Source organism: Streptomyces sp. SID5469 (genome assembly GCF_009862865.1).
Taxonomy (GTDB): Bacteria; Actinomycetota; Actinomycetes; order Streptomycetales; family Streptomycetaceae; genus Streptomyces; species Streptomyces avermitilis.
On record NZ_WWIN01000001.1, the window covers coordinates 8,460,299 to 8,486,896 of the forward strand.

Sequence of the window (26,598 nt, forward strand, 5' to 3'; positions counted from 1 at the left end):
CTGAACTGTGCCGCACGGCTGCTTGAACCGGCCACCGGGAGAGCGCGGGCGCGGTGCGGCCGAGGTGTTCGGCCGTCCGGGTGATCGAGCCGGCCCCGGCGACCGCCGTCAGCGCCACGGGTCGGGGCGGGTCGGGGCGCAGGCATGGTCGCCGTGCCGCGTGTGGACGTCTGTCACGGCGTACGGACGCTGCGGTCGCCGCGCACGGCGCCGCGTGCAGCCCGGGCCGTCGTGGCCGTCACCGGCGCCGTTCTCAGGGTTCTCGGCGTGGTTCTGCTTCCGGGCCGGCCGGCCGCGCGAGAGCCGAACGCTGCGCCATCAGCGGCAGTACGACCCACAGGGCCACGCACACGGCCAGCGTCCCCGCGCCGGCGGCGATGCCGGCACCCCGGCCCAGGGCCACGTCCACCACGAGCAGCACCGACCCGGTGAAGGCCAGCATCAGCACTCCGAGGCCGATCGAGGCCAGGCGGGAGGAGAGCCGCACGATGGTGGGCTTGGCGTTCTGCTGGAACAGCCCCCGGTGCACCGCGGCGGGCGCCGTGAACAGCGCCGCGGCCAGCATGGAGAGCAGCAGCGTGGTGACGTACGTGGCGCGCTGCACCGTGTCGAGGGCCGGGAAGCGGGGGGTGAAGGCCAGGGTCAGCAGGAAGGCGAACAGGATCTGGACGCCCGTCTGGGTGACCCGCAGTTCCTGGAGCAGCTCCGCGAAGTTGCGGTCGGCGCGTTCCAGGGATGTCTCGTCGCGCAACGCTCGGGCAGGTCGGTCGGCCATGGGTGAACGAGTAACCGTTTCGGCCCGTGTCACGCCCCGTCGGGGTGACGGCGCGGCCGCGCCGTCACCCCGACGGGTGGGTCAGCTGACCCGGCCGTACCACACGCTCTTCGTCCAGATCTTCTGGAGCTTCACCACTTCCCCGGTCTTCGGGGAGTGCCAGATCTTTCCCTTCCCGGCGTAGATGCCGACGTGGTACACGCTCCGGCCCGAGTGGAAGAACACCAGGTCCCCTGCCTTGCGGTGGGACGCGGAGACATGGTGGGTCTTGTTGTACTGCGCCGCAGCCGTACGGGGCAGGCTCTTGCCCGCCTTCTTGAACGCGTAGAGCGTGAGCCCGGAGCAGTCGAAGCGGCGCGGCCCCGCGGCGCCCCACTTGTAGGGGGAGCCCTTCTTGGACGCCGCGATCTGGAGTGCCTTCGTCGCTGGTGTCGCGGCCGCGGCGTCGGAGGCGACGCCCGGGACCGCGATGCTGCCGCCCACGGCAGCAAGGGTGAGAGCTGAGGCCGTACCGGCCCTGGTCAGCAGCGAGGGGACACGATTGAGCGCAGACATGCGCAACCCTTCGTCAGCCGCCTGTGAAGGATGACCTGTCGGATTCGGACTGGCGAAGTAGCCCGGCCGCGTACTGCGGCTTCACCCCAAGGACCTTCCGGATCTCTCCGGAGGCCCGCCTTGCTGGGTCCTCCACTCCTGCCGATCCACTCCTGTCGACCAGTCATCCGGGCGGCGGCAGGACTCGGCGTCCGCCCGGACCGCCCCGCCGCTGTGGCGGGGGCTTGCCGTCAGGAAGGGATCTTCACCCACAGGTGTCCGAAAATCCCAACGGAACGGGGAGTTTGTGTTGTTACTCACCACTCACCCGTTCGGGTGGACACCCCTTGTTTTCGAACGGTGTTGGGAGCACCGAGGAGGCCCGGACCTGCACTGGAATGCTCTATTCCGCTTTTGGCTTACGCGCGTTGCGCAACTTGTACGGGCCTGAAAAATTGGGGCTTCTACGCTGATCGGGGGTACGCCATTTGGTTCGTTTGGAACCCGGGCCGGACGCTCGTGGCGCGCGGTGGGCGCCGGCCCGGGTGTGGGTGCGTCAACTGTCGGATCGCGGCGGCACGGTGACCCGGGCCGCGCGCCGCTCGCCGTCGAGGACGCGCAGGGCCTGCGCGAGGGTCGGGGCGTGCAGCTCGCTCTCGCCGCGCTGGTGCATCAGCGTCAGCGCGTCGCGCAGCGCGGTCGCCTTGCCCACCAGTGCCTGGGCGGCGCGCAGTCCGCGGTAGGTGTCTCCCGGGCGCGCGGGGTTGATACGGCCGAGGAGGTCGACCACGTCGAGGTAACGGTCGATCAGCTCGGCCTCGGCGCGGGTCAGTGCGGGCAGCGGAGGCAGTTCGGGCGGCAGCATCGGCGGCTCACCTCGCGCCGGGCGCGGCGGCGGACGACTTGCGGCTCGGGACGACCCGGTCGACCAGGCCGTACGCCACGGCCGCCGGCGCGTCCAGGATCTTGTCCCGCTCGATGTCGGCGGCGACGCGCTCGGGGCTCTGCCCGGTGTGCCGTACGAGCAGTTCCTCCAACTGCTCGCGGGTACGCGCCAATTCCGCGGCCTGGATGACCAGATCGCTCGCCTGGCCCTGGACCGGCGCGGGCAGCGACGGCTGGTGGATCAGCACGCGTGCGCCGGGCAGCGCGAGCCGCTTGCCCGGTGTGCCACCGGCCAGCAGCACGGCGGCGGCCGATGCCGCCTGCCCCAGGCAGATGGTCTCCACGTCGCAGCTGACGAACTGCATCGTGTCGTAGACCGCGGTCATCGCGCTGAACGAGCCGCCGGGGGAGTTGATGTACAGCGAGATGTCCCGGTCCGGGGCCAGGTGTTCGAGGTGCATGAACTGGGCCATCACATCGTTCGCCGACGTGTCGTCGATCGGTGTCCCGAGAAACACGATCCGTTCGTCCAGCAGCTTCGAGTACGGATCCAGTGTCCGGAGCCCGGTACTGAGGCGCTCGGTGAACTCGGGCAGGGCGTAGCGGGCGGACGGTCGGTTCATGGCTTGCCCCTCCTCGGAATGACTCCTGTCGAAAATGTACAGGACGTACAGACTGTGGGGAGGTCTCTCGCTGACAGCGAAAATCCCCGTGGGGCAAGGGCTCCACGGGGATGCGCGGCGGCTCGGAGCTCAGGGAAGAGGGGCGGGGCGGCGGCCGAAGTGTCTCGGAAGGGGACACGTCAACGGGATCCTCCACTCCGGGAGGCCCCCTGAGCCCGGTCTAAGCTGGAGGACATGGCCTACGAGATTCCCGTGACGCAAGCCAGGGCTGAGCTCGCCGATCTGATCAACCGTGTGGTGTACGGCGGCGAGCGCGTCGTCGTGACGCGGCACGGGAAGCCCCTCGTCGCCCTGGTCTCCGCGGCCGATCTGGAGCGGCTCGACAAGCTGGACGCGGCGGAGGAGCAGGTGGTCAGCGCGGTGTCCAGCGTCCGCGAGGTCGCCGCCGCACCCCGCGAGCGACAGCGCTTCGGCATCGCGGCCGAGCATCGGGGCCCGAATGCCTCGTAGGGCGTAGAAGAGTGCCGTAGACGAAGGGCACCGGGCGCAGTGGCGAGGTGCTCGGACCGGGTGGCGGCCAGTGAGTGGCCGAGAGCCCCGACCGGCCGCGGCCCCGGCTGCGTCTGTGGAGCTCAAGTCCAGCCCGGGAACGGATTGCCGAGCGACATGATCAGCAGTGCAGTGCAGTGCAGTGCAGTGCGGCGCGGCGCGGCGCGCCGAGCCTGACGCCGGCCGGCCCGGGGCGCGGCACGAGCCCGGTGGCGGCCGTGCTCACCGTCGGCGCCGGCGGCCCTGCGTGCCCGTCTCGGCGGCTCACCGGTCCTGTCGGCGCCCAGGCTGACCGTGTGCGAGACCGGCCGTCGCAAGTTTCACCAGGTGGCGGGTGACGGATAGGACGCCTGCGGCCGAAGTGGTCGGCGGCTGGGGCTCCTCTGCGGTGACGATGACCGCGCCGTATACGGTCCGGTCCTCGACCACCTCTCGCGCCGTGCCCACATGGGGGTGGCGGTCGGTCTCGAACGCGCCCTCGTGCCGCTCCCGTTGCCGCCGCATGCGGCCGGTCGCGGCCGCCGGGCCCGGCATGCCGAGCGGGAGGCCGCCGGGCGGACACGGCAGGCGGGTGCGGGTGGCGGGGCGGCCGACGGCGACGGGGGCACCGTTCTCCCCGGTGCGGGACCCCGGGGCTGGAGGTCACCAAAAAGAGCGGGCGTTCGGGCCGTCATGAGTGGATCAAGGGCTGGTTAACGTAGTTGAAACTCCGGCGAACTAGCCTGCCGATCCATGCCACCAGGGGTTTTCGTATCCGGAGTGCGCATGATCGCGCAATCTGTCTGTATGTTACATCTATCCCCGCCGCGGTGGCTGCGGCAGCCGGACCCCGCACGGTCCGGAGCGAGGACTGTGAGGTGGGACGCCGTGCAACTGACCCCGCACGAGCAAGAGAGGCTGCTGATCCATGTGGCAGCCGACGTGGCCGAGAAGCGCCGGGCCCGCGGGCTCAAGCTCAACCACCCCGAGGCGGTCGCGCTCATCACGTCGCACATCCTCGAAGGCGCGCGTGACGGCCGTACGGTCGCCGAACTCATGTCCTCCGGGCGCAAGCTGCTCACCCGGGACGACGTCATGGAGGGCATCCCCGAGATGATCCACGACGTCCAGGTCGAGGCGACCTTCCCGGACGGCACCAAGCTCGTCACCGTCCACGACCCGATCGTCTGACGGGGGGAGAGCGCGCCATGATTCCCGGAGAGATCCTCTTCGCCGACGGACCCGTCGCCTACAACGAGGGCCGCGAGGTCACCCGGCTGACCGTCCTCAACGCCGCCGACCGGCCCGTCCAGGTCGGCTCCCACTACCACTTCGCCGAGGCCAACCCCGGTCTGGACTTCGACCGCGCCGCCGCCCGCGGCAAGCGGCTCAACGTCGCCGCCGGCACCGCCGTGCGCTTCGAACCCGGAATCCCCGTCGACGTCGAACTCGTTCCGCTCGCCGGCGCCCGCGTGGTGCCCGGGCTGCGCGGGGAGACCGGAGGTGCCCTCGATGCCTGAGATCTCGCGTCCCGCCTACGCCGACCTGTTCGGCCCGACCACCGGCGACCGCATCCGGCTCGCCGACACCGATCTGCTGATCGAGATCGAGGAGGATCGTTCCGGCGGTCCCGGACTCGCCGGTGACGAGGCCGTCTTCGGCGGCGGCAAGGTCATCCGCGAATCCATGGGCCAGGCGCGCGCCACGCGTGCGGACGGCACCCCGGACACGGTCATCACCGGTGTCGTCATCGTCGACCACTGGGGCATCGTCAAGGCCGACGTCGGCATGCGCGACGGCCGGATCACCGGCATCGGCAAAGCGGGCAACCCGGACACCATGGACGGTGTGCACCCCGACCTGGTCATCGGTCCGGAGACCGAGATCATCGCGGGCAACGGCCGGATCCTCACCGCGGGCGCCATCGACGCGCATGTGCACCTGATCTGCCCGCAGATCGCCGACGAGGCGCTCGGCTCCGGGATCACCACCCTCGTCGGCGGTGGCACCGGCCCCGCCGAGGGCTCCAAGGCCACCACCGTCACACCCGGCCCCTGGCACCTGGCGCGGATGCTGGAGGCGATGGAGGAGTACCCGCTCAACTTCGGGCTCCTCGGCAAGGGCAACACCGTCTCGCACGACGCGATGCTGTCGCAGATCCGCGGCGGAGCACTCGGTCTCAAGCTGCACGAGGACTGGGGATCCACGCCGGCCGTCATCGACGCCGCGCTGACCGTCGCCGACCGGACCGGCGTCCAGATCGCCATCCACACGGACACGCTGAACGAGGCCGGCTTCGTGGGCGACACGCTCGCCGCGATCGGCGGCCGCGGCATCCACGCCTACCACACCGAGGGTGCGGGCGGCGGGCACGCGCCGGACATCATGAGCGTGGTCTCCGAGCCGCACGTGCTGCCCAGCTCCACCAACCCGACCCGGCCGTTCACCGTCAACACCGCCGAGGAACACCTCGACATGCTGATGGTCTGCCACCACCTCAACCCGGCGGTCCCCGAGGACCTCGCCTTCGCCGAGTCCCGCATCCGGCCGTCGACGATCGGGGCGGAGGACATCCTGCACGACCTGGGCGCCATCTCGATCATCTCGTCCGACGCCCAGGCCATGGGACGCGTGGGCGAGGTCATCATGCGGACGTGGCAGACGGCCCATGTCATGAAGCGGCGGCGCGGCGCGCTCCCCGGTGACGGCCGCGCGGACAACCACCGCGTACGTCGCTATGTCGCCAAGTACACGATCAACCCGGCACTCGCGCAGGGCCTCGCCCGCGAGATCGGCTCCGTCGAGACGGGCAAACTCGCCGACCTGGTGCTGTGGGAGCCCGCGTTCTTCGGGGTCAAGCCGCACCTCGTCATCAAGGGCGGACAGATCGCGTACGCGCAGATGGGCGATGCCAACGCGTCCATCCCCACGCCGCAGCCGATTCTGCCCCGGCCGATGTTCGGGGCGATCGGGCGCGCGCCGGCCTCGAACTCGTTCAACTTCGTGGCGCCGCTCGCCATCGAGGACGGGCTGCCGGAGCGGCTCTCGCTCGGGAAGCGGTTCGTGGCGATCGAGTCGACGCGCGGTGTGACCAAGGCGGACATGCGGGAGAACGACGCACGGCCGCGGGTACGGATCGACCCCGACAGCTTCGCCGTGCACATCGACGGGGAGCTGGTCGAGGCCACTCCGGCCGCCGAACTGCCCATGGCCCAGCGCTACTTCCTCTTCTGATGTCCCGCGCAGCACTGCTCGTCCTGGCCGACGGCCGCTTCCCCGCCGGAGGGCACGCCCACTCCGGCGGCGCCGAGGCGGCCGTCAAGGCCGGGCGCATCACGGACGCGGCGAGTCTGGAGAACTTCTGCCGGGGGCGGTTGCACACGGCGGGGCTGGTCTCGGCCGCACTCGCCGCCGCGGCCGCCCTCGGGATCGATCCGGTGACGCTGGACTCGGCCGCGGATGCCCGTACGCCCTCGCCCGCCCTGCGGGTTGCCGCGCGCAGGCTCGGGCGGCAGCTGATGCGGGCCGCCCGGGCGACCTGGCCGTCCACCGAACTGGACGCGCTGGCAAGGGAGTTCCCCAAGGGAGCCCATCAACCCGTGGTACTCGGAATGGCCGCCCGCGCCGCCGGCCTCGCGCCCGACGACGCCGCGTACTGCTCGGTGTACGAGAGCGTCAGCGGTCCGGCGACCGCGACGGTACGCCTGCTGAGCCTCGACCCCTTCGACGCCACGGCCGTTCTGGCCCGGCTCGCGCCCGAGCTGGACCGCATCGCACACCAGGCGGCCGGAGCCGCTCGCCAGGCACTCGACGACGGCGTCGACATGCTGCCCGCGGCCTCCGCTCCGCTGCTGGAGATCAGCGCGGAGGCACACGCGGCCTGGCCGGTGCGCCTCTTCGCCTCATAGAAACCCTGGAGCCGCTCCATGCATCTCGACCACGCCCACACCCATGACGGCCCCTCCGCCGTGAGCGCGGACGCCCACCGGCCCGACGGCACCCGGCGTGCCCTGCGGATCGGCCTCGGCGGACCGGTCGGGTCCGGGAAGACCGCGACCGTTGCCGCGCTGTGCCGTGCCCTGCGCGACGCGTTCTCCCTCGCCGTCGTCACCAACGACATCTACACCCGCGAGGACGCCGAGTTCCTGCTGCGGGAGGCCGTGCTGCCGCCCGAGCGGATCACCGCCGTGGAGACCGGCGCCTGCCCGCACACCGCCATCCGCGACGACATCTCCGCCAACCTGGAAGCCGTGGAGGACCTGGAGGACGAAGTCGGGCCGCTCGATCTCGTCCTCGTCGAGTCCGGGGGCGACAACCTCACCGCCACCTTCTCCAAGGGGCTCGTCGACGCGCAGATCTTTGTCATCGACGTGGCCGGCGGGGACGACATTCCGCGCAAGGGCGGCCCCGGGGTCACCACCGCCGACCTGCTCGTCGTCAACAAGACCGACCTCGCGCCGTACGTCGGCTCCGATCTGGGGCGGATGGCCGCCGACGCCAAGGCGCAGCGCGCCGAACTGCCCGTCGTCTTCCAGTCGCTCCGCACCGAGCCCGGGGTCGCCCCCGTGGCCGACTGGGTGCGGGCGCGGCTCGCCGCGTGGGCGGCATGACCGCGGCAGGGGTGCGGGCGACCGCGCGGATCGGGGCCCGGGGCGACGGACGCGGCGGTACGTCGCTGCCCGTACTGGAGGGTGAGGGGCCGCTCGCGCTGCGGCGCACCCGGGCGAGCGGCTCCGAGGCGCGGGTCATGCTCGTCGGGGCGATGAGCGGCCCGCTGGGCGGCGACCACTTCACCGTCGAGGCGACGGTCGCCGCAGGTGCCCGGCTGCACGTCGGGTCGGCGGCCGCCACCATCGCGCTGCCCGGCCAGGCCAAGGGCGAGGCCCGTTACGACGTGCTGCTCGACGTCGCCGCAGGGGGCGAGCTGCGCTGGCTGCCCGAGCAGTTGATCTCGGCGGGCGGCAGCGAGCTGTATGTCTCCACGCGCATCGATCTCGAACCCGGCGCCCGGCTCGTCTTCCGCGAGGAACAGGTGCTCGGGCGCGTCGGCGAGGAACCCGGGCGCCTCACCAGCCGTCTCACCCTGCGCATCGGGGGGCGTGCGGTGCTCGACCAGGAGCTGGCCTGCGGACCGGGGGCGCCCGGCGGCTGGGACGGGCCCGCCGTGCTCGGAGGACATCGCGCTCTGGGACAACTCGTCGTCGTGCGGCCGGAGTTCGAGCGGGAGCCGGTGCGGGCCCGGCTGCTTGGGGAGTCCGCCGCGCTGACCCCGCTCGGCGGGGCCGCGGCGCTCGTGACCGCGCTCGCCCCGGACGCGCTTTTGCTGCGCCGCGTGCTGGACGAGGCACTGAGCAGCCTCGGCTGAACCGGCCCCTCTCCGCTCAACGGACAAGCGCGTACCGGTTATCGGATTGGCAAAGAAGCCACGTCACCCCTGTTCTCAGGGACCTCACAGCCGAAAGGATCCCCGTACCATTCGCAACGATGTACGGGGAGGCCCCACTTGAGGGGTATGAGACCGACGAGACGGGTCACGGCACTGGGTTCGGCCGGAGCGCTCGTGACGGCGACTCTGATAGCCGGTGCCATGGCGGCACCGTCGGCCACCGCCGACTCGCGTCACGGTCAGGACCGGGAGGCCCGCGGCGCCGCGATCGCCGCCGCGCGGGCCGCCAAGGCCGGGATCGACTGGCAGGACTGTCCGGCCGACTGGGGCTTCGCCAAGCCGATCCAGTGCGGCTGGGTCACCGTCCCGCTCGACTACGCCCGCCCGAACGGCAAGAAGATCAAGCTTGCCGTCGACCGCATCGGGAACACGGGTACCAAGGAGGAGCGCCAGGGCGCCCTCGTCTACAACCCGGGCGGCCCCGGCGGCTCCGGCATGCGCTTCCCGACCCGGGTCACCAACAAGAACCCGATCTGGACCAACGTCGCCAAGGCGTACGACTTCGTGGGCTTCGACCCGCGCGGTGTCGGCCACTCGGCGCCCATCTCCTGCATCGACCCGCAGGAGTTCGTGAAGGCGCCCAAGGCCGATCCGGTCCCGGGCTCCGAGGCGGACAAGCGTGCCCAGCGCAAGCTCGCCGCCGAGTACGCGGACGGCTGCGCCGAGCGCAGCGGCGACATGCTGCCGCAGATGACCACGCCCAACACCGCGCGCGACCTGGACGTCATCCGCGCCGCCCTCGGTGAGAAGAAGCTCAACTACCTGGGCGTCTCGTACGGCACCTACCTCGGTGCCGTCTACGGCACGCTCTTCCCGGGCCACGTCCGCCGCATGATCGTGGACAGCGTCGTCAACCCGTCGCGGGAGAAGATCTGGTACGAGGCCAACCTCGACCAGGACGTCGCCTTCGAGGGACGCTGGAAGGACTGGGAGGACTGGGTCGCCAAGAACGACGCGACCTTCCACCTCGGCGACACCCGTGCCAAGGTGCAGAAGCAGTGGCTGACGCTGCGCGCCACGGCCAAGAAGAGCCCCCTCGGCGGTGTGGTCGGTCCGGCCGAGCTGATCTCCTTCTTCCAGAGCGCTCCGTACTACGACTCCTCGTGGGTGCCGGTCGCGACGACGTTCAGCAAGTACGTCGCCGGTGACACGCAGGCGCTCGTGGACGCGGCCGCACCGGACCTGTCGGACACCGCGGGCAACATCGCCTCGGAGAACAGCAACGCGGTCTACACGGCCGTCGAGTGCACCGACGCCAAGTGGCCCACCAGCTGGAAGAAGTGGGACAAGGACAACACGCGGCTCAACAAGGACTACCCGTTCATGACGTGGGCCAACGCGTGGATGAACCTGCCCTGCGCCACCTGGCCGGCCAAGCAGCACACGCCGGTGAACGTGAAGACCCACAAGGGCCTGCCCGCCGTGCTGATCGTGCAGTCCGAGAATGACGCCGCCACCCCGTACGACGGCGCCGTCGAGCTGCACAAGCGCTTCAAGGGCTCCCGCCTGATCACCGAGAAGGACGCGGGCTCGCACGGTGTCACCGGTCTGCTCAACCCCTGCGTCAACGACCGGGTGAACACCTACCTGCTCACGGGCGGGACGGACGGCGCCGACGTGACGTGCGCCCCGCACGCCACGCCCAAGCCGTAGTCGTAGCCGCTAGGTGTGCGATGGAGGGGTGGCCGGGATTCCGGTCACCCCTTCGTCATGCCGACAGCCGTCAACTCAGCGGGATCCGGGGAAACTTGCGGGCCTTCGCCGCCTTCTCGGCGGCCTCCTCGGCCTTGACGACCGCCGCGTACCGGTCGACGTACTCCTGTTCGGAGAGCGTGAGGATGGCGTACATGATCTCGTCGGTGATGGCGCGCAGGACCGCCTTCTCGTTCTCCATACCGGCGTAGCGGGAGAACTCCAGGGGCTTGCCGAAGCGGATCACGACGGGGTGGATGTTCGGGATGACCTTGCCCGGCGGCTGGGCCTCGAAGGTGCCGATCATCGCGCAGGGAATCACCGGGACCCCGGCCCGCAGGGCCATCACCGCGACGCCCACCTTGCCCTTGTAGAGGCGGCCGTCGTGCGAGCGCGTGCCCTCCGGGTAGATGCCGAGCAGCTCGTCCTTGCGCAGCACGCCGAGGCCTTCGCGGATCGCGGCCTGGCCCGCGTCCTTGCCGGAGCGGTCCACCGGGATCTGTCCGGCGCTGCGGAAGAACGCGGCCGTGAGCCGGCCCTTGATGCCGGGGCCCGTGAAGTACTCGGCCTTCGCCAGGAAGGTGATGCGCCGTTTGAGGATCGCGGGCATCAGGAAGTGGTCCGAGAACGACAGATGGTTGCCCGCCACGATGGCCGGGCCCGACGACGGTACGTGTTCGAGACCCTCGATCCGAGGCCGGAACACCAGCTTCAACAGCGGTCCGAGAATCACGTATTTGAGCACGTAATAAAACACGCCGACGCTCCTTTGGTCCCCCTCGGGAGCGATCAGTGTAGGCGTGGCCGTCGCCGGGCGTAACCACCCGGTGTGACGCTGTGTCGTCACTTGGCTGGTATCAGGCCTCTTGCGTCAACACCTTCTCCAGGGTCCCCAGAGCCGACGCCAGTTCCTCGCCGGTGATCGTGAGCGGCGGGGCCAGCCGGATCGTCGAACCGTGGGTGTCCTTGACCAGGATCCCCTCGCGCATGAGGCGTTCGCTGATCTCGCGCCCGGTGCCGATCGCGGGGTCGATGTCGACGCCCGCCCACAGCCCGCGCGCCCGGAAGCCCACGACGCCCTTGCCGACGAGGGCGGCGAGTCCGTCCCGCAGCACCACACCCAGCTCGGCCGCCCCGCGCTGGAATTCACCGGTCTCCAGCAGCCCGACCACCGCCGAGCCGACCGCGGCGGCCAGCGGATTGCCGCCGAACGTCGAGCCGTGCTCCCCGGGCCGCAGTACCGCGAGGACGTCCCGGCGGGCGACCACCGCGGACACCGGCACGATGCCGCCGCCGAGCGCCTTGCCGAGCAGCAGCATGTCCGGGACGACACTCTCGTGCTCCACGGCCAGCGTGCGGCCGGTGCGCCCGAGGCCCGACTGGATCTCGTCCGCGATGAACAGACACCCGGTGCGGCGGGTGAGCTCGCGTACGCCGGCCAGATAGCCGTCGTCCGGGATGACGACGCCAGCCTCGCCCTGGATCGGCTCGATCAGCACGGCCGCCGTCGTCTCGTCCACGGCGGCCTCGAGCGCGGCCAGGTCGTTGTACGGGACGATCCGGAAGCCCGGCGTGAAGGGGCCGAACCCCGTACGGGCGGTGTCGTCCGTGGAGAAGCTGACGATCGTCGTCGTACGGCCGTGGAAGTTGTCGGCGGCCACGACGATCGTCGCCTGGTCCGGGGCGACGCCCTTCACCTCGTACGCCCATTTGCGGGCCACCTTGATGGCGCTCTCCACCGCCTCGGCGCCCGTGTTCATCGGCAGCACCATGTCCAGGCCCGTCAACTCGGCCAGGGACTCGGCGAATTGGGCCAGTCGGTCGTTGTGGAAGGCGCGGGAGGTCAGGGTCAGCTGGTCGAGCTGGCGGTGTGCGGCCTCGATCAGCACCGGGTGACGGTGGCCGAAGTTCAGGGCCGAGTAGCCCGCCAGCATGTCGAGATAGCGGCGGCCCTCGACGTCCTCCACCCAGGTGCCCTCGGCCCTGGCCACGACCACGGGCAGCGGGTGGTAGTTGTGCGCGAGGACCGGCGCCTCGGCACGGATCAGGTCGGCGGACGAACGCGTACGGGCGGGAGCGGTCATGAACGGATCTCCTGAGTGCAGCACTTGATGCCGCCGCCGGCCTTGAAGAACTCCGAGAGGTCGACGGGGACGGGGACGTATCCGTGGCGTACGAGCTGGTCGGCGAGGGCCGTCGCCCCCGGTGAGATGAAGACGTGACGGCCGTCGGAGACGGAGTTGAGGCCGAAGGCCAGCGCGTCCTCGCGGGTGGCGAGCACCGCGTTGGGGAAGAGCCGCTGGAGCACCTCGCGGCTGCCGGGCGAGAACGCCTCCGGGTAGTACACGATGTTCGCCTCGTGGCCGTCGTCGAGGACGAACAGCGCGGTGTCCAGGTGGTAGAAGTACGGGTCCACCAGCCGCAGGCTGATCACCGGGACGCCGAAGAACTCCTGCACCTCGCGGTGCGCCTCGACCGTCGTACGGAAGCCGGTGCCCGCCAGGACGTAGCGGCCCGCCGGGACGAGGTCGCCCTCGCCCTCGCACACCGACTCCGGGCGGTACACGTCGAAGCCCGCCGCCTTGAACCAGGAGTCGTACACGGTGGACTCGGGGCGGCGCTGGGGCGCGTGGAAGTACGAGCCGAAGACACGGCCCGCGAGGACGAGGGCGGAGTTCGCCGCGAACACCATGTCCGGGAGGTCCGCGACCGGCTGCACGGTGTCCACGGTGTGGCCGTGGGCGCGGTAGGCGTTGATCAGCGCCTGCCACTGGCCGCGGGCGAGATCGACGTCCACCGAGGTGTCGGGATGCATCCAGGGGTTGATGGCGTACTGCACGCCGAAGTGGCTCGGCTCGCAGACGAGAAAGCGCCGGGGGCGCGGCACACGGCTTTCGGCCACAGAGGGGTACCTCCGCTTCCTGCGGTGTCGACTGGGGGTTGACACCAAGGTAGGAACTAACGGAGGTGGTCGACAAGCGACAAAAGCTGCGTGTGTGCGCAGGAATGCTGCGTTGCTGGCCGAGTCAGCGCAGGTCTGATGCGTCCTGCGGTGCCGGCTGGCTCGCGCCCGCTTCGGGGCTTTCCGGGAGGAGGTGGGACAGCACCATGTAGCTGACCGTCTTCCGGATGAAGGGCTCCGCCCGGATCCGCTCCAGCACCTCCTCGAAGTGCTCCACGTCCGTCGCCCGCACGTGCAGCAGGGCATCCGCGCCGCCCGTCACCGTCATCGCCGCGGTGATCTCCGGATGGTTGCGCACGACCTCCGCGAGCCGCCGGGGCGGCGCCGCGCCCTCGCAGTACACCTCGACGTACGCCTCCGTGCGCCAACCCAGCGCCGACGGCTTCACCGTGGCCGTGAACCCCGTGATCACCCCGGTCTCGCGCAGTCGGTCCACCCGGCGCTTGACCGCCGTGGCCGACAGCCCGATCGCCGCGCCGATCTCGGCGAAACTGCTCCGGGCATGTGCCGTCAGAGCGGTGATGATCTTGCGGTCGAGGTCGTCGAACGTCGTCGGCTTGCTGTTCATGTCGGCACTGTATCCAGCGGCAACGTCCATGCCCCGGACATGTCCAGGCGTACGAAATGCTCTTACACTCCACGTTCATGCTGCGCGCGCTCGCCGTCGACGACGAACAACCCTCCCTCGAGGAACTCCTCTATCTGCTGAACGCCGACCCACGGGTCAGCAGTGCCGAGGGCGCGAGCGACGCCACCGAGGCGCTGCGCCGGATCAACCGGGCACTGGAGTCCGGGCCCGGCGGGCCCGAGGCGATCGACGTCGTCTTCCTCGACATCCACATGCCGGGTCTCGACGGACTCGACCTGGCCCGGCTGCTCACCGGGTTCGCCAAGCCACCGCTCGTCGTGTTCGTCACCGCCCACGAAGGCTTCGCCGTGCAGGCCTTCGACCTCAAGGCCGTGGACTACGTGCTGAAGCCCGTCCGCAGGGAGCGGCTCGCCGAGGCCGTCCGCCGGGCCGCCCAGCTGACGGACACCGCTCCGCTGATACCGGTGCACGAGCCCGACCCCGACCACATGTCCGTCGAACTCGGCGGAGTGACCCGGTTCGTCCCCGTCGAGGACATCACGCACGTCGAGGCGCACGGCGACTACGCCCGCCTGCACACCGCCCAGGGCAGCCACCTCGTCCGCATCCCGCTGTCCACCCTGGAGGAGCGCTGGCGCGCCCGCGGGTTCGTCCGCATCCACCGCCGCCACCTGGTCGCCCTGCGCCACATCGACGAACTCCGCCTGGACACGGGCACGGTGAGCGTCCTGGTCGACTCCGTCGAACTCCAGGTCAGCCGACGGCACGCCCGCGAACTGCGCGACCTGCTGATGCGCCGGACCACGAGCTGAGGAGCCCCTGCCCGTGCCCCAGGATCCGACGGAACGGCGCGTGGTCGTCACCGGACCGCCCCGGCGCGCCCGCCGGGCCTTTGACTACTACCGCCCGCGTACCGAGATCGACGAACAGACCACCCTCGGCCACACCTATGTCCGCTCCCTGATGCGCTCCCAACTGCGCGCCGGACTCGCCGTGTTCGCGGTCCTCGTGCTGCTCGTCGGCCCGCTGCCCCTGGTGTTCGCGGCGATCCCGGACGCCCGCCGCCTCACCTGGGCGGTGCTCGGCTTCTGCCTCTACGCGCCGCTGGTGCTGCTCGCCCGCTGGTACGTGCGGCGCGCCGAACGCAACGAGCGGGACTTCGTCCGTCTCGTCGAGGACCGCTGAGGCCGTGAACTCCAGCTACGCCGTTCCCGCGGTCGCCCTCGTCGTCCTGGCGACCGTCCTCGTCGGCGCGTTCGGCCTGCGCATCTCCCGGACCACCTCCGACTTCTACGTGGCCTCCCGCACGGTCGGCCCCCGGCTCAACGCGGCCGCGATCAGCGGCGAGTACCTGTCCGCCGCCTCGTTCCTGGGCATCGCCGGACTCGTCCTGGTCCAGGGCCCCGACATGCTCTGGTACCCCGTCGGGTACACGGCCGGCCATCTGGTGCTGCTGCTGTTCGTGGCCGCCCCGCTGCGCCGCTCCGGCGCGTACACCCTGCCCGACTTCGCGGAGGCGCGGCTCGCCTCGCAGGCCGTACGACGGCTCGCCGGGGCCTTCGTCGTCGGGGTCGGCTGGCTGTACCTCCTGCCCCAACTCCAGGGCGCCGGGCTCACCCTGGCCGTGCTGACCGGCGCGCCCGACTCGCTCGGCGGAGTCATCGTCGCGGTCGTCGTGGTCGCGACCGTCGCCGCGGGCGGCATGCGCAGCATCACCTTCGTCCAGGCCTTCCAGTACTGGCTCAAGCTCACCGCCCTCCTGGTCCCCGCGCTCTTCCTGGTCCTCGCCTGGCAGGGCGCGGGCGCACCGCGCACCGCCTTCGACGAACCGGCGGCCTTCCGCGAACAGCGGGTCGTGACGGTCGACGAGAGCCTCGACCTCAAGCTGTCCCGCCCGCTCGACGTCACGGCGAGCGGCACGGTCGACGGGCGGCGGTACAGGGGGAAGCGGGTGGCCCTCGCCCCCGGCGTGCACCGCGTCGAGGGCGGCACCCGGCTGACCTTCGCCGAGGGCGATCCCGTCCCGGCCGCCGACCGCGGCGGCAACGGCGGCATGTCGACCTCCCTGGCGGCCGGCCGCGAGGAACGTCCGCTGTACGCCACGTACGGACTGATCCTCGCCACCTTCCTCGGCACCATGGGACTCCCGCACGTCGTCGTCCGCTTCTACACCAGCCCGCACGGAGTGGCCGCCCGCCGTACCACCGTCGCCGTGCTCGGCCTGATCGGCGCCTTCTATCTGCTGCCGCCGGTCTATGGGGCGCTCGGCCGGCTGTACGCGCCCGAACTCGGCCTCGCCGGCGACGCCGACGCCGCCGTACTGCTGCTGCCCGACCGGCTGATCGGCGGGCTCGGCGGCGATCTGCTCGGCGCGCTGCTGGCGGGCGGCGCCTTCGCCGCGTTCCTGTCCACGGCCTCCGGGCTGACCATGGCGGTGGCCGGGGTGCTCACCCAGGACGTGCTGCCCTCGCGAGGCGTACGGCACTTCCGGCTCGGTACGGTGCTCGCGATGGCCGTTCCGCTGGCGGCGAGCGCGCTGGTGGGCGGGCTGCCGGTCGCCGACGCCGTGGGGCTCGCGTTCGCCGTGTCCGCCTCGTCCTTCTGCCCGTTGCTGGTGCTGGGCATCTGGTGGCGGCGGCTGACTCCGCCGGGTGCGGCGGCCGGGATGCTGGTCGGGGGCGGTTCGGCGCTGGTGGCGGTCGGCGCGACCATGGCGGGCTACCCGCGGGGCGGGGCGCTGCACGCGCTGCTGGCGTGGCCCGCGTTGTGGTCGGTGCCGCTCGGCTTTCTGACGATGACGCTGGTGTCCCTGGCGACACCGGGGCGGGTACCGGCGGGGACGGCGGCGATCCTGGCACGGTTCCATCTGCCGGAGGAACTGTCCGGCGGACCGGTGCGGGCGGAGGCCAAGGCGTGAGCGGATTTCTGGCGGGGCTGTGCGTGGCCGTCCTGCCCCTGCTCGCCGCCGGCTTCTGGCTCGGCCGGCGGACCGCGCGCCCCGAGAGCCTCGGCGGGCTCGGCACGCCCGTGGAGCACGCCACCTTCCAGACCCTGCACACCGCCTCGCTCGCCGCGCCGCCACTGCGCGCGGGTCTCACCGAGGAGACGGCCCGCAAGTCCACGCGGCGGCTGCGCACCCTGCTCGGCACGGACGCGCTGTGCCTCACCGACCCGGAGACGGTCCTCGCCTGGGACGGCGTGGGGGAGCACCACCGCACCGAGATCATGGAACGGCTCGCCGGGCCCCTGGAGTCCGGCCGCGGCGAGGCCTTCCGGCTGACCTGCGACATCCCGGACTGCCCCCTGCGCTGGGCCGTCGTCGCGCCCCTCACCGTCGACGAGCGGGTGCACGGCGCGCTCGTCGCCTGCGCGCCCCGCGAATCGGCCGTACTCGTCCGCGCGGCCGGCGAGGTCGCCCGCTGGGTCTCCGTCCAACTCGAGCTCGCGGACCTCGACCGGTCCCGTACACGGCTGATCGAGGCCGAGATCAGGGCGCTGCGCGCGCAGATCTCCCCGCACTTCATCTTCAACTCGCTCGCGGTGATCGCGTCGTTCGTCCGCACCGACCCCGAGCGGGCCCGCGAACTGCTCCTGGAATTCGCGGACTTCACCCGCTACTCGTTCCGCCGGCACGGCGACTTCACCACGCTCGCCGACGAACTCCACGCCATCGACCACTACTTGGCGCTCGTCAGGGCCCGCTTCGGCGACCGCCTCTCGGTCACCCTGCAGATCGCGCCCGAGGTGCTCCCGGTCGCCCTGCCGTTCCTCTGTCTCCAGCCCCTCGTGGAGAACGCCGTCAAGCACGGCCTGGAGGGCACCGCCGACAAGCGGCACATCAGTATCACCGCGCAGGACGCCGGCGCCGAGGCGTGGGTCGTCATCGAGGACGACGGCGCGGGCATGGACCCCGAGGTGCTGCGCCGCATCCTCGCCGGAGAGGTCAGCCCGTCGGGCGGCATCGGGCTCTCCAACGTCGACGACCGGCTGCGCCAGGTCTACGGGGACGACCACGGCCTCGTCATCGAGACCGCGGTCGGGGCGGGTATGAAGATCACCGCCCGGCTGCCGAAGTACCAGCCGGGCGTGCACTCGGCGGGCCGGCTGCCCCGGGAATGAACGGGGCAGCCGTGGTGGGCGTCAGGCGCTGCGCGACATCACCATGCCGAAAGTGATCAGACCCAGCACGACCCAGCCGAACCACAGCCAGCCGTTGCTGCCGAGCGCCACCGTGTAGGCCGTCACCACGACGAGCCCACCCATGGTGAGCACCCCCATGGTCTTCGTAGAACCGGGCATCGCAACACCCTCCTCATGGTTCGGTCCCCTCCATGGTGCCCCCGTTCTGCCGCTGGACGCTGCACACGACGAGATGTGTGCCGGAGTGCCACGCTCCCTTTGCGGCCCACGAAGCCGCTTCGTAGACCCCCGGGTCGTACCCGTACTGGGCCGGCGGCACGTCCCGCGCGCAGGCGGCGTCCGATTGAGCGGCCGCCTTCTTAAGGGTGGTGCCGGCGCTGAGCCGGGTGAAGCCGAGCACTTGCTGATCGTGCGGTCCGGCACAGGAGACCAGCTGGGCCCTGCGGAGGGAAGGGGCGTCCAGACAGTCCCGCTTCTGCATGTTCGCCGTGTCCACGAACCACATGCCGGGCGTGCGGTGACGGTCGAGCGGCCCGTACACCGCACCGTGCGCGCCCAGCACCAGACAGGCGGTGCGCCGCCCGGCCGCCTCGAATCCCGCCCGCGTCGGCACCACGGCGTAGCTGCGCACGTCGGCGAGCTTCTCCCGGATCTCCTGCGTGCGCTGCTCGCACGCGGCCGGACCGTGCTGCCGCGCCGCCTCGGCGGACGTCGCCGCGACGACCGCCATGACCTGGCCGTCCGGCACCTTCTCGGCGCAGGTCGGGTCCACGGCCAGCTTCGGCGTGCCCTGGAAGGCGGCGCCGGGCCAGTCGGCGACGACGCAGTCGCCGTCCTTGAGCGGCGCGGCGAGGGCCACGGCCGCTCCGTAAGGCTTCGCGTCGCCGCCGCCGGGCGGCAGATGCGCCACCGCGTACCAGACACCGCCCAGCGCGAGGACGAGGCCGAGGGTGAAGGCGATGACGGACTGAAGGACACGAGGGCGCTTGCGACGCCGCCGACCGGAACCGAAACCAGCGGCACCGAACGCCGCTCCGGCGGGCCGGCCGATGACATCCGAACCGTACGAGGAGGCACTGAGGCCTAGCCGTACGGGTCGCGGCCGGGCTCTGGCCGTACGGCGACGCGGTGGGGTCGTGGGCGTACGGGGTCGCGGCCGGGCTCTGGCCGTACGAGGGGGCGGTGGGGCTGCGGCCGTACGGCGAGGCGGTGGGGCCGGGTCCGGGTCGTGGCGCGCCCGGCTCCTGGCCGTACGAGGGGGTGGCGGGGTCGTGGGCGTACGGGGCGGCGTTCGGGTCCTGCCCGGACGGTCCGGCGGCCGGCCCCCGCACCGGCCCCGGCTCCGAGGGCGTGCCCCGCCCCGCCGTTCCCGCGGTCGCCCCCGGTGGCGGTGACCCCGGCGCGCTCCCCGCCCCGGACCCCGTGCCGCCCGGTCCGTACGCGCCCGACGTTCCGTTCCCGCCGGGACCGGCCCCCGGCCCGTGCCCCGGATACCCGGTCTCGGTGGTCCACCCGGCCTCCGCCCACGGCGGCTGCGACCCCAGGTCGAACTGGGTGCGCGGATGGGGCTGGGGCGTGACGATCGCCGACAGCGCGGCCTCCGTGTCCTCCGCCGTGATCCGCTGCCCGGGGTCCTTCGCGAGCATCGCGGCGAGCACCGGTTCCAGCGCCCCCGCCCGCACCGGCGGGCGCGGCTCCTCCAGCACCACGGCGGTGACCTCGGCGAGATGCGTGTCCCGCTCGAAGGGCCCGCACCCCTCGACCCCGAAGTACAGCGTGCACCCCAGCGAGAACAGGTCGGCGGTCGCGGTCGGCGGCCCGCCGGTCGCCCGCTCCGGCGCCAGATAGCCGGGCGTGCCGACCAGCGCCGACGTGAGGGTGTACCGGGTCTCGCCCGCGTCCGGTTGCACGGAGATGCCGTAGTCGGTGAGCAGCACGCGCGCGTACGCCGCCCCCGTGCGGTCCGGCGCCAGCAGGATGTTCGCCGGCTTCACGTCCCGGTGCATGATGCCGCGCTCGTGCCCCGCGGTGAGCGCGTCGAGCACGGCGAGCCCGATGCGGGCGCACTCGGCGGGCGCCAGCGGGCCGCGCCGGCGCACGAGGTCCCGCAGGTCGAGCGCGCCCGCCACGTACTCCATCACGATCCAGGGCAGGCCCTCGTGCTCCAGTACGTCGTGCACGGTCACCACATGCGGATGGCCGCGCAGCCCGGCGGCGTGCCGGGCCTCGGCCCGGGCACGTGCGACCCGGGCCGTGCGCTCCTGCCCGGCCTCCGCCGGACTGCGGAACACGATCTCCTTGAGCGCGACCTCGCAGGCCAGCCGCTGGTCATGGGCGAGCCAGACATGGCCCATGCCGCCGCTGCCGAGCCGGTTCAGCAGGAGGTACCGGCCGGCGATGACCCGGCCCACTCCCGACTGCGGTGATCCTGATGGCATCGGGTCTCCCCGGCTAGGCCGTGGTGGTGGAGGTCGCTTCGCCGGCCACGGGACCGGAGGCGACCGGATCGGAGGCGACCGGATCCGACGTGACCGGCTGGGCGGTCGCCGGGGCACTCGTCACCGGAGCGGACGTCACCGGAGCGGACGTCACGGGCGCGCTGGTGACCGGCCGGCTCGTGGGCGGCGAACTGCTCACGGCAGGCGGCGGGCTGCTCACGGCAGGCGGCGGCCTGGACGCGGACGCGCTGCTCGCCGGCGGCGGCTCGGAACTCTCGGAACTCCCGGAACTCCTCGAGGCGCCAGGAGGGCCACCGCTCGTCGCGGACGAGGGCGGAGACGAAGCGGGCGGCGGGGACGAGGTCGTAGCGCCACCGGAGGACGGAGGCGGCTGGCCGCTCCCCCCGGGCGTCGTCGAGCCCGATGCCGGGGGAGCGCTCGTACCACCCGTGCGCCCCTCGCCGGTTTCGCCGGTGGTCCCGTCGCCGCTCCCCCTGCCCGTCTTGCCGGCCGTCCCCCGCTCCACGGACAGCGTCACGTACTCCCCGAACTCCAGCTCGGTGCCCGGCGCCGGGTCGGAGCCGGTGACCCGGGCGTCGTCGGGTGGCGGTCCCTTTTCGCCGTACGCCGCTGCGAGGCCCTTGTCCGCCAGTCGCTGACTCGCGTCGCCGAACCCCATACCGGCCACTTCGGGCACCTTGTGCCGCTCGTGGGTGTCGAACGGGGAGTCGTGTGCGCCGGTGGTGCCGGCCGGCCGGGTGATCCCCCGGTCCGGGTTGTCGACGTCGACGAGCGCGAGTTGCTCGATGCGCCGCGGGGCGGGCTTGACGGCCACCAGAGAGGCACGGTCGTAGCCGTCCCACTTCTTGTTGCCGTTCTCGAACTTGACCGAAATCCTCGATGCGTCACCCGCGAAGGGCCGCAGCGGATTTCCGCAGGAACACTTCACCGCGGGAAGTCCCTGCTCATCCACCAATATCGCGATGCCCGCCTCGAGCAAGGAGTTGAAAGGGGCTGCCCTGCCCTTTTTGTAGTCGTGGTTCTGCACGAGAGTGTCGTGACGCAGCAGGACCGGTGTGAGCCTGTCGAGGTAGGCGGGAATCTCGTCCTGGGAAATCTTGAGCACCTGCGCCCAGACATGTGCCTTTCGGTCGTTCCTGGGATCGGTGAGGAATTTCTTGAGACGGTTGACGTCGCAGATCGTCGGCTTCCGTGTGCCCCCGTACAGGCCTGGCGTGTTGCCGGCCTGTAGGCCGCTGTGCGGCTGTTGGCGACGGACCGTGGAGTCGTGGCCGAGGCCACTTTCCTCATCGAAGAAAGGTGCGAGTGAAGGAACTCGCGCGGCGACGGCTTTCACCGTCAACAGCTGCGGGCCTCTGTCGCACCCGCTCAGGACCAGAGCGCAGACCAGCAGAATGCCAAGCCTGCGGACCACCGATTTTCCTGCCCTTTGCATGGGCATGCAAAATGTCATACCGCTCCCCCCAGCGGTTCCCCCATCACCCCGCAGTACGGAAGCAGGGCTTCGCCCACCATGCTACTGAATGGAAAAGCCTTTCACGCAAGGCGAGTTGCAAAGTTAATTCAGTTGCCGCGTGCGTTGAGTGAGGCCAGATAGGCGTTGTACGCCTCGAGTTCCTTGTCGCCGTCCCGGTCCGCGGCCCGGTCCGTGCGGCGGGCCTGGCGCTGCTCGGAGTTGTACCACTGGAAGAGCAGCGCGAGCAGGACGAGCACGGAGGGGATCTCGCTGAACGCCCAGGCGATGCCGCCGGCCGCGTTCTGGTCGGTGAGCGCGTCGACGGCGAGCGAGGCGGGGGGGTTCTTGTACGAGTTGACCATCGGCTCGGACGCCATCATCAACGCGATGCCGAAGAACGCGTGGAACGGCATGCCCGCGAACAGCTCCAGCATCCGCAGGAGATAGCCGGGGCGGTGCGGGCCCGGGTCGACACCCATGATCGGCCAGAAGAAGACCACGCCGACGGCGAGGAAGTGCACCATCATCCCGATGTGCCCGACCTTGGATCCCATCAGGAAGTCGAAGAGCGCCGAGAAGTACAGCGCGTACAGGCTCGCGATGAACAGCGGGATCGTGAACGCCGGATGGGTGACGATCCGCAGGTAGCGGCTGTGCAGCAGCATCAGGAGCAGCTCGCGCGGCCCCGTCCGGTCACGGCCGGCCGTCGGCAGCGCGCGCAGCGCCAGCGTGATCGGCGCGCCGAGCAGAATCAGGATCGGTGACAGCATGCTGATCACCATGTGCTGCACCATGTGCACGCTGAACATGACCATGCCGTAGTCGTTCAGCCTGGTGCACATCATCAGCATGACGGTCAGTACGCCGATGACGTACGCGACGGTCCGGCCCACCGGCCACTTGTCGCCGCGCCGCACCAGGCGCACCACACCCCAGCCGTACAGGCCGAGCCCCAGCAGGCAGGCGACGAGGAAGAACGGGTCCGCGGACCACTCGAGCCCCCGCCCCAGCGTGAACGGCGGCAGATCCGTGGTCATGCCGTGCCCGCCGCTGTGATCCATCCGTCGGCTCCTGATTCGTACGTTGTGCGCTGTCTGTCCGCACCAGAGTAGAACTGCCCCCGGCCGCAGCCGCGACCGGGGGCAGGTGTGCTCACGTGTGCCTTACAGGACGCACTCCGCCTCGGCGTACCGCTCCTCGGGGACCGTCTTCAGCGTCTCGACCGCCTCGGCGAGCGAGACCATCACGATGTCGGTGCCGCGCAGCGCGGTCATCTTGCCGAACTCGCCCCGGTGCACGGCCTCCACGGCATGCCAGCCGAAACGGGTCGCGAGGACGCGGTCGTACGCCGTCGGAGTGCCGCCGCGCTGGACATGTCCGAGGATCACCGGCCGGGCCTCCTTGCCGAGGCGCTCCTCCAGCTCCAGGGAGAGCTGGCGGGCGATGCCGGCGAAGCGCTCGTGGCCGTAGACGTCCTTCTTGCCCTCGTCGAAGTCCATCGAGCCCGCACGGGGCTTGGCGCCCTCGGCGGCCACCACGATCGCGAACCGCTTGCCCGCCTCGAAGCGCTCGCCGACCTTGGCGGCCAGTTCCTCGATGTCGAAGGGGCGTTCCGGTACGACGATGGCGTGGGCGCCCGCCGCCATGCCCGAGTGCAGCGCGATCCAGCCGGTGTGGCGGCCCATGACCTCCACGATGAGGACGCGCTGGTGGGACTCGGCGGTGGTCTTCAGCCGGTCGAGCGCCTCGGTCGCGACGCCCACGGCGGTGTCGAAACCGAAGGTCACGTCGGTGACCGCGATGTCGTTGTCGATGGTCTTCGGCACGCCGACGATCGGCAGGCCGGCGTCCGACAGGAGGCGGGCCGCCTTGAGCGTGCCCTCGCCGCCGATCGGGATGATCGCGTCGAGGCCGAGCTCCGCGACATGGCCCCTGGCCCGCTCCACGCCGTCACGCAGATGCGCCGGCTGGACCCGGGAGGAGCCGAGGATGGTGCCGCCGCGAGCCAGGATTCCGCTCACCGCGTCGAGGTCGAGCTTGAGGTAGTCGCACTCCAGGAGGCCCTTCCAGCCGTCCCGGAAGCCGATGACCTCGTCGCCGTGGTCGACGACGGCCCGGTGCACGACGGACCGGATGACGGCGTTCAGGCCGGGGCAGTCGCCACCGGACGTGAGGACACCAATGCGCATCGCCCGAAATACCTTCTCAACGTGGGCCGGGACCGGACCACGCTGTCCGGCTGGATCCCCGCCACCCTACCGGCGGTAGGGGGCGGGGCCGTACGGGGCGTCCGCCTGCTGGACGCCCCCGCACACGTGAGCGGAGGCCTGGTCAGACGGGCCTGTGCGGAACCGTTTCATGCGGCGCTGACATGGGCCTTACGCGGGCTGCTGCGCCGCGGCGATGCGCTCGCCCCGCAGCGCCTCGTACCACCGGTCGTCGATCGGCGGCAGCGCGTTCACATCGAGGGCCAGCTTCAGCAGCAGGTCCGCGATCAGCGGGTTGCGGGCGAGCACGGGACCGTGCATGTACGTACCGAAGACCGTGTCGTTGTACGCGCCCTCCGTGCCGTCACCCGTGCCGTTGCCCTTGCCGAGCCGCACCTGGGCCAAGGGGCGGGCGGAGGGGCCGAGGTGCGTGACGCCCTGGTGGTTCTCGAAGCCGGTCAGCTGGGGCAGGCCGAGGCGCGGGTCGATGTCCCCGAGGACGTCGCCGACGCACCGCTCGCCCTCGCCGCGCGTGGACACCACGTCGAGCAGGCCGAGGCCCGGCTCGCGCTGGCCGAGGTCGTTGATGAACTCGTGGCCGAGGATCTGGTAGCCGGCGCACACCGAGAAGACGATCGCGCCGTTGCCCACCGCGCGGTGCAGACCGCCGTCACGGCGCAGCCGCTCGGCCGCGAGCCGCTGCGGACGGTCCTCGCCGCCGCCGATCAGGTAGATGTCGCCGGAGGTGGGGATCGGCTGGTCGCTGCGCACGTCGAGGCGGGCCACGTCGAGGCCGCGCTGGCGGGCCCGGCGCTCCACGACGAGCGCGTTGCCCTGGTCGCCGTAGGTGCTCAGCAGGTCCGGGTAGATCCACACCAGCCGCAGTTGGTTGTCTGTCATCGGTCGTCCTCGTCCTCTGGGGTCAGTTGCCGACACGGCGCCGCAGGTCCTGGAAGGCGGTGTAGTTCGCGATGACCTCGATGCGGCCCGGCGGGGCCTGCTGGACGCACTGGTCGAGGTTCTCGCAGACCTGGAAGGACTGGTTGGCGACCTCCAGACGCACGGCCAGGTCCAGCTTGCGGTCTCCGATGACGAAGATCGGGTGGCCGGTCAGCCGTGTGTAGTCGACGTCCCACAGCCAGGAGGTGTCGGTGCCGTCGGCGCCGCGCGCGTTCACCGACAGGATCACCGGGGTCGGCGGCGGGTCGATCAGCGAGAACGTCTCCAGCCAGCCCGCCGGGTTCTTGGCGAGCAGCAGGCGCAGGTCGCGCTGCATGAACTGGACGACGTCATAGCGCCCGGCCACCGCCTGGACCGCGTACATGCGCTCCAGGGCGACCTGCGGGGGCACGCCGAAGACGGCGGCGACGGCGGCCGAGGAGGCGGCGTTCGCCTTGTTGGCGCGGCCCGGCAGCTGGAGGTGGATCGGCCAGGCGGAGCCGTGCGGGTCGAGGACGTGGTCGCCGGACAGCGCCCAGCTGGGCGTCGGCCGGCGGAAACCGCACTCGCCGCAGAACCAGTCGTCGCCGGGGCGCTGCATCACACCGCCGCAGGACGGGCAGGACCAGGCGTCGTCCTTCCACATCTGGCCGGCTGCGACCCAGATCACATTGGCGGAGGACGACGCGGCCCACACGACCAGCGGGTCGTCCGCGTTGGCGATGACGACGGCCTTGGAACCGGCCAGGCCCTCACGCCAGTGCTCGGCGAGCATCCGGGTCTCGGCGGCGCGGTCGAGCTGGTCACGCGAGAGGTTGAGCAGCGCGATGCACTTCGGGTCCGTGTCCCGGGCCACACCGGCGAGGTACTTCTCGTCGACCTCGATCACCGCGTACTTGGCGTCCGAGCCGCCCGCGAGCGCCGAGGTGATGCCGGCCGGCATGTTGGCGCCGAGCGCGTTGGACACGACCGGGCCCGCGGCGCGCAGCGCCTCCGCGATCAGCCGGGTCGTGGTGGTCTTGCCGTTGGTGGCCGACACCAGGATCACGTCCAGGTGCTGGGCGAGCCGGGCGAGGAGGTCGGGGTCGAGCTTGAGTGCCACCCGGCCGCCGATCACCGATCCGCTCCCGCGTCCCGCGGCCCTCGATGCCGCCGCGACCGCCTTGCCCGCCGTCACGGCCAGCTTGGCCCGCGGCGTCAGCGGGTCCGAGTTGCCTGCCATCAGTTCTCGATCCTCCTTGCGTACAGCGCCGCGCCCTGTCCCGGCAACGTGTGGGCCTCAGCCTATCGAGATCCACTCACCGGCCCGAATCGCGGCACCACCCCGGTGCCCGCGCGACATTGAGGACCGTACCCTTGCCGC

General features: G+C 71.4%; 27 protein-coding genes, 2 pseudogenes and 1 riboswitch. Of the genes and pseudogenes, 12 read left to right on the top strand and 17 right to left on the bottom strand.

Going from position 1 to position 26,598, the window contains the following annotated elements; translation table 11 throughout:
* Positions 1-34: 34 nt before the first annotated feature.
* From GTY58_RS41090 to GTY58_RS36855, 5 genes and pseudogenes are all read right to left on the bottom strand, one after another.
* Positions 35-142, bottom strand: a pseudogene (locus GTY58_RS41090) (LysR family transcriptional regulator); the annotation flags it as partial.
* A 111-nt stretch (positions 143-253) separates the two neighbouring features.
* Entirely contained in the window at positions 254-775 is a 522-nt protein-coding gene (locus tag GTY58_RS36840) for a DUF6328 family protein (RefSeq protein WP_037647032.1), read from the bottom strand.
* An 81-nt stretch (positions 776-856) separates the two neighbouring features.
* A complete protein-coding gene (locus tag GTY58_RS36845) occupies positions 857-1,330 on the bottom strand; it encodes a C40 family peptidase (protein WP_010988494.1) in 474 nt (157 codons plus the stop codon).
* Between the two features lie 3 nt (positions 1,331-1,333).
* Positions 1,334-1,530: riboswitch (cyclic di-AMP (ydaO/yuaA leader) on the bottom strand.
* Positions 1,531-1,865: 335 nt separating this feature from the next.
* On the bottom strand, positions 1,866-2,174 hold the full coding sequence (locus GTY58_RS36850; protein ID WP_010988495.1) for a hypothetical protein: 309 nt from the start codon (positions 2,172-2,174) through the stop codon (positions 1,866-1,868).
* A 7-nt stretch (positions 2,175-2,181) separates the two neighbouring features.
* Positions 2,182-2,817, bottom strand: a complete 636-nt coding sequence (locus GTY58_RS36855; protein ID WP_010988496.1) for an ATP-dependent Clp protease proteolytic subunit — start codon at positions 2,815-2,817, stop codon at positions 2,182-2,184.
* A 234-nt stretch (positions 2,818-3,051) separates the two neighbouring features.
* Here GTY58_RS36855 and GTY58_RS36860 point away from each other — a divergent pair, with 234 nt between their 5' ends.
* From GTY58_RS36860 to GTY58_RS36895, 8 genes are all read left to right on the top strand, one after another.
* Entirely contained in the window at positions 3,052-3,327 is a 276-nt protein-coding gene (locus GTY58_RS36860; RefSeq protein ID WP_010988497.1) for a type II toxin-antitoxin system Phd/YefM family antitoxin, read from the top strand.
* A 906-nt stretch (positions 3,328-4,233) separates the two neighbouring features.
* Positions 4,234-4,536 carry an urease subunit gamma gene (locus GTY58_RS36865; protein ID WP_010988499.1) on the top strand — a complete coding sequence of 101 codons (303 nt, stop codon included), beginning with the start codon at positions 4,234-4,236 and terminating at the stop codon, positions 4,534-4,536.
* A gap of 17 nt (positions 4,537-4,553) precedes the next feature.
* Positions 4,554-4,865, top strand: a complete 312-nt coding sequence (locus tag GTY58_RS36870; RefSeq protein ID WP_010988500.1) for an urease subunit beta — start codon at positions 4,554-4,556, stop codon at positions 4,863-4,865.
* Complete coding sequence (locus tag GTY58_RS36875) at positions 4,858-6,579, top strand: urease subunit alpha (RefSeq protein WP_010988501.1); 1,722 nt, start codon at positions 4,858-4,860, stop codon at positions 6,577-6,579. The genes GTY58_RS36870 and GTY58_RS36875 overlap by 8 nt, the downstream gene beginning before the upstream one ends.
* Positions 6,579-7,253, top strand: coding sequence for an urease accessory UreF family protein (locus GTY58_RS36880; RefSeq protein ID WP_010988502.1), 675 nt, complete (start codon positions 6,579-6,581; stop codon positions 7,251-7,253). Before GTY58_RS36875 ends, GTY58_RS36880 begins: the two co-directional genes overlap by 1 nt.
* Before the next feature lie 18 nt (positions 7,254-7,271).
* Positions 7,272-7,955: an urease accessory protein UreG gene (ureG, locus tag GTY58_RS36885; RefSeq protein ID WP_010988503.1), complete on the top strand. Its 684-nt coding sequence runs from the start codon at positions 7,272-7,274 to the stop codon at positions 7,953-7,955.
* Positions 7,952-8,710 (top strand): urease accessory protein UreD, encoded by a 759-nt coding sequence (locus tag GTY58_RS36890; RefSeq protein WP_010988504.1) that lies wholly within the window; start codon positions 7,952-7,954, stop codon positions 8,708-8,710. The genes ureG and GTY58_RS36890 overlap by 4 nt, the downstream gene beginning before the upstream one ends.
* Positions 8,711-8,848: 138 nt before the next feature.
* Complete coding sequence (locus GTY58_RS36895; RefSeq protein WP_010988505.1) at positions 8,849-10,444, top strand: alpha/beta fold hydrolase; 1,596 nt, start codon at positions 8,849-8,851, stop codon at positions 10,442-10,444.
* A gap of 70 nt (positions 10,445-10,514) precedes the next feature.
* Here the strand turns inward: GTY58_RS36895 and GTY58_RS36900 are convergent, their stop codons facing one another.
* From GTY58_RS36900 to GTY58_RS36915, 4 genes are all read right to left on the bottom strand, one after another.
* Positions 10,515-11,240: a lysophospholipid acyltransferase family protein gene (locus GTY58_RS36900; protein ID WP_010988506.1), complete on the bottom strand. Its 726-nt coding sequence runs from the start codon at positions 11,238-11,240 to the stop codon at positions 10,515-10,517.
* Positions 11,241-11,340: 100 nt separating this feature from the next.
* Complete coding sequence (gene rocD / locus GTY58_RS36905; RefSeq protein WP_010988507.1) at positions 11,341-12,567, bottom strand: ornithine--oxo-acid transaminase; 1,227 nt, start codon at positions 12,565-12,567, stop codon at positions 11,341-11,343.
* The gene (gene ddaH, locus GTY58_RS36910) at positions 12,564-13,385 is read right to left on the bottom strand and encodes a dimethylargininase (RefSeq protein WP_037647037.1); all 822 of its coding nucleotides are present in this window, start codon (positions 13,383-13,385) and stop codon (positions 12,564-12,566) included. The genes rocD and ddaH overlap by 4 nt, the downstream gene beginning before the upstream one ends.
* 124 nt (positions 13,386-13,509) lie before the next feature.
* On the bottom strand, positions 13,510-14,013 hold the full coding sequence (locus GTY58_RS36915) for an Lrp/AsnC family transcriptional regulator (RefSeq protein ID WP_010988509.1): 504 nt from the start codon (positions 14,011-14,013) through the stop codon (positions 13,510-13,512).
* Positions 14,014-14,090: 77 nt separating this feature from the next.
* On the opposite strand from GTY58_RS36915, the gene GTY58_RS36920 reads away from it, so the two are divergent.
* The 4 genes from GTY58_RS36920 to GTY58_RS36935 are packed head-to-tail and all read left to right on the top strand — an operon-like array spanning position 14,091 to position 18,153.
* Positions 14,091-14,846 (top strand): LytTR family DNA-binding domain-containing protein, encoded by a 756-nt coding sequence (locus GTY58_RS36920; RefSeq protein WP_010988510.1) that lies wholly within the window; start codon positions 14,091-14,093, stop codon positions 14,844-14,846.
* 13 nt (positions 14,847-14,859) lie between these two features.
* Positions 14,860-15,219: a hypothetical protein gene (locus GTY58_RS36925; RefSeq protein ID WP_010988511.1), complete on the top strand. Its 360-nt coding sequence runs from the start codon at positions 14,860-14,862 to the stop codon at positions 15,217-15,219.
* A gap of 4 nt (positions 15,220-15,223) precedes the next feature.
* The gene (locus GTY58_RS36930) at positions 15,224-16,951 is read left to right on the top strand and encodes a cation acetate symporter (protein ID WP_010988512.1); all 1,728 of its coding nucleotides are present in this window, start codon (positions 15,224-15,226) and stop codon (positions 16,949-16,951) included.
* A complete protein-coding gene (locus GTY58_RS36935) occupies positions 16,948-18,153 on the top strand; it encodes a histidine kinase (protein ID WP_010988513.1) in 1,206 nt (401 codons plus the stop codon). The genes GTY58_RS36930 and GTY58_RS36935 overlap by 4 nt, the downstream gene beginning before the upstream one ends.
* A 21-nt stretch (positions 18,154-18,174) precedes the next feature.
* Here GTY58_RS36935 and GTY58_RS39910 read toward each other — a convergent pair whose 3' ends face one another.
* The 8 genes and pseudogenes from GTY58_RS39910 to GTY58_RS36970 all read right to left on the bottom strand — a co-directional run bounded on the left by GTY58_RS39910 (position 18,175) and on the right by GTY58_RS36970 (position 26,457).
* On the bottom strand, positions 18,175-18,333 hold the full coding sequence (locus GTY58_RS39910) for a hypothetical protein (protein ID WP_037647039.1): 159 nt from the start codon (positions 18,331-18,333) through the stop codon (positions 18,175-18,177).
* Positions 18,334-18,346: 13 nt separating this feature from the next.
* The gene (locus GTY58_RS41745) at positions 18,347-19,084 is read right to left on the bottom strand and encodes a septum formation family protein (protein WP_010988514.1); all 738 of its coding nucleotides are present in this window, start codon (positions 19,082-19,084) and stop codon (positions 18,347-18,349) included.
* 610 nt (positions 19,085-19,694) lie between these two features.
* Positions 19,695-20,612, bottom strand: a pseudogene (locus tag GTY58_RS41750) (serine/threonine-protein kinase); the annotation flags it as partial.
* A gap of 13 nt (positions 20,613-20,625) precedes the next feature.
* A complete protein-coding gene (locus GTY58_RS41435; RefSeq protein WP_010988516.1) occupies positions 20,626-22,086 on the bottom strand; it encodes a PASTA domain-containing protein in 1,461 nt (486 codons plus the stop codon).
* A gap of 110 nt (positions 22,087-22,196) precedes the next feature.
* On the bottom strand, positions 22,197-23,150 hold the full coding sequence (locus tag GTY58_RS36955) for a cytochrome c oxidase assembly protein (RefSeq protein ID WP_010988517.1): 954 nt from the start codon (positions 23,148-23,150) through the stop codon (positions 22,197-22,199).
* Between the two features lie 102 nt (positions 23,151-23,252).
* On the bottom strand, positions 23,253-24,278 hold the full coding sequence (locus GTY58_RS36960) for a 6-phosphofructokinase (protein ID WP_010988518.1): 1,026 nt from the start codon (positions 24,276-24,278) through the stop codon (positions 23,253-23,255).
* A gap of 189 nt (positions 24,279-24,467) precedes the next feature.
* Positions 24,468-25,196: a glutamine amidotransferase gene (locus GTY58_RS36965; RefSeq protein WP_010988519.1), complete on the bottom strand. Its 729-nt coding sequence runs from the start codon at positions 25,194-25,196 to the stop codon at positions 24,468-24,470.
* Between the two features lie 22 nt (positions 25,197-25,218).
* Positions 25,219-26,457 (bottom strand): MurT ligase domain-containing protein, encoded by a 1,239-nt coding sequence (locus GTY58_RS36970; protein WP_010988520.1) that lies wholly within the window; start codon positions 26,455-26,457, stop codon positions 25,219-25,221.
* Between the last annotated feature and the right edge of the window lie 141 nt (positions 26,458-26,598).

Excerpts from the sequence above, each read along its gene's own strand:
- GTY58_RS36880 (WP_010988502.1), top strand. The coding sequence starts at position 6,579 with ATGTCCCGCGCAGCACTGCTCGTCCTGGCCGACGGCCGCTTCCCCGCC.
- GTY58_RS36890 (WP_010988504.1), top strand. The coding sequence starts at position 7,952 with ATGACCGCGGCAGGGGTGCGGGCGACCGCGCGGATCGGGGCCCGGGGC.
- GTY58_RS36920 (WP_010988510.1), top strand. The coding sequence starts at position 14,091 with ATGCTGCGCGCGCTCGCCGTCGACGACGAACAACCCTCCCTCGAGGAA.
- GTY58_RS36875 (WP_010988501.1), top strand. The coding sequence starts at position 4,858 with ATGCCTGAGATCTCGCGTCCCGCCTACGCCGACCTGTTCGGCCCGACC.
- rocD (WP_010988507.1), bottom strand. The coding sequence starts at position 12,567 with ATGACCGCTCCCGCCCGTACGCGTTCGTCCGCCGACCTGATCCGTGCC.
- ureG (WP_010988503.1), top strand. The coding sequence starts at position 7,272 with ATGCATCTCGACCACGCCCACACCCATGACGGCCCCTCCGCCGTGAGC.
- GTY58_RS36850 (WP_010988495.1), bottom strand. The coding sequence starts at position 2,174 with ATGCTGCCGCCCGAACTGCCTCCGCTGCCCGCACTGACCCGCGCCGAG.
- GTY58_RS41435 (WP_010988516.1), bottom strand. The coding sequence starts at position 22,086 with ATGACATTTTGCATGCCCATGCAAAGGGCAGGAAAATCGGTGGTCCGC.
- GTY58_RS36965 (WP_010988519.1), bottom strand. The coding sequence starts at position 25,196 with ATGACAGACAACCAACTGCGGCTGGTGTGGATCTACCCGGACCTGCTG.
- GTY58_RS36845 (WP_010988494.1), bottom strand. The coding sequence starts at position 1,330 with ATGTCTGCGCTCAATCGTGTCCCCTCGCTGCTGACCAGGGCCGGTACG.
- GTY58_RS36855 (WP_010988496.1), bottom strand. The coding sequence starts at position 2,817 with ATGAACCGACCGTCCGCCCGCTACGCCCTGCCCGAGTTCACCGAGCGC.
- GTY58_RS36840 (WP_037647032.1), bottom strand. The coding sequence starts at position 775 with ATGGCCGACCGACCTGCCCGAGCGTTGCGCGACGAGACATCCCTGGAA.
- GTY58_RS39910 (WP_037647039.1), bottom strand. The coding sequence starts at position 18,333 with ATGCCCGGTTCTACGAAGACCATGGGGGTGCTCACCATGGGTGGGCTC.
- GTY58_RS36870 (WP_010988500.1), top strand. The coding sequence starts at position 4,554 with ATGATTCCCGGAGAGATCCTCTTCGCCGACGGACCCGTCGCCTACAAC.
- GTY58_RS36960 (WP_010988518.1), bottom strand. The coding sequence starts at position 24,278 with ATGCGCATTGGTGTCCTCACGTCCGGTGGCGACTGCCCCGGCCTGAAC.
- GTY58_RS36915 (WP_010988509.1), bottom strand. The coding sequence starts at position 14,013 with ATGAACAGCAAGCCGACGACGTTCGACGACCTCGACCGCAAGATCATC.
- GTY58_RS36955 (WP_010988517.1), bottom strand. The coding sequence starts at position 23,150 with ATGGATCACAGCGGCGGGCACGGCATGACCACGGATCTGCCGCCGTTC.
- GTY58_RS36970 (WP_010988520.1), bottom strand. The coding sequence starts at position 26,457 with ATGGCAGGCAACTCGGACCCGCTGACGCCGCGGGCCAAGCTGGCCGTG.
- GTY58_RS36860 (WP_010988497.1), top strand. The coding sequence starts at position 3,052 with ATGGCCTACGAGATTCCCGTGACGCAAGCCAGGGCTGAGCTCGCCGAT.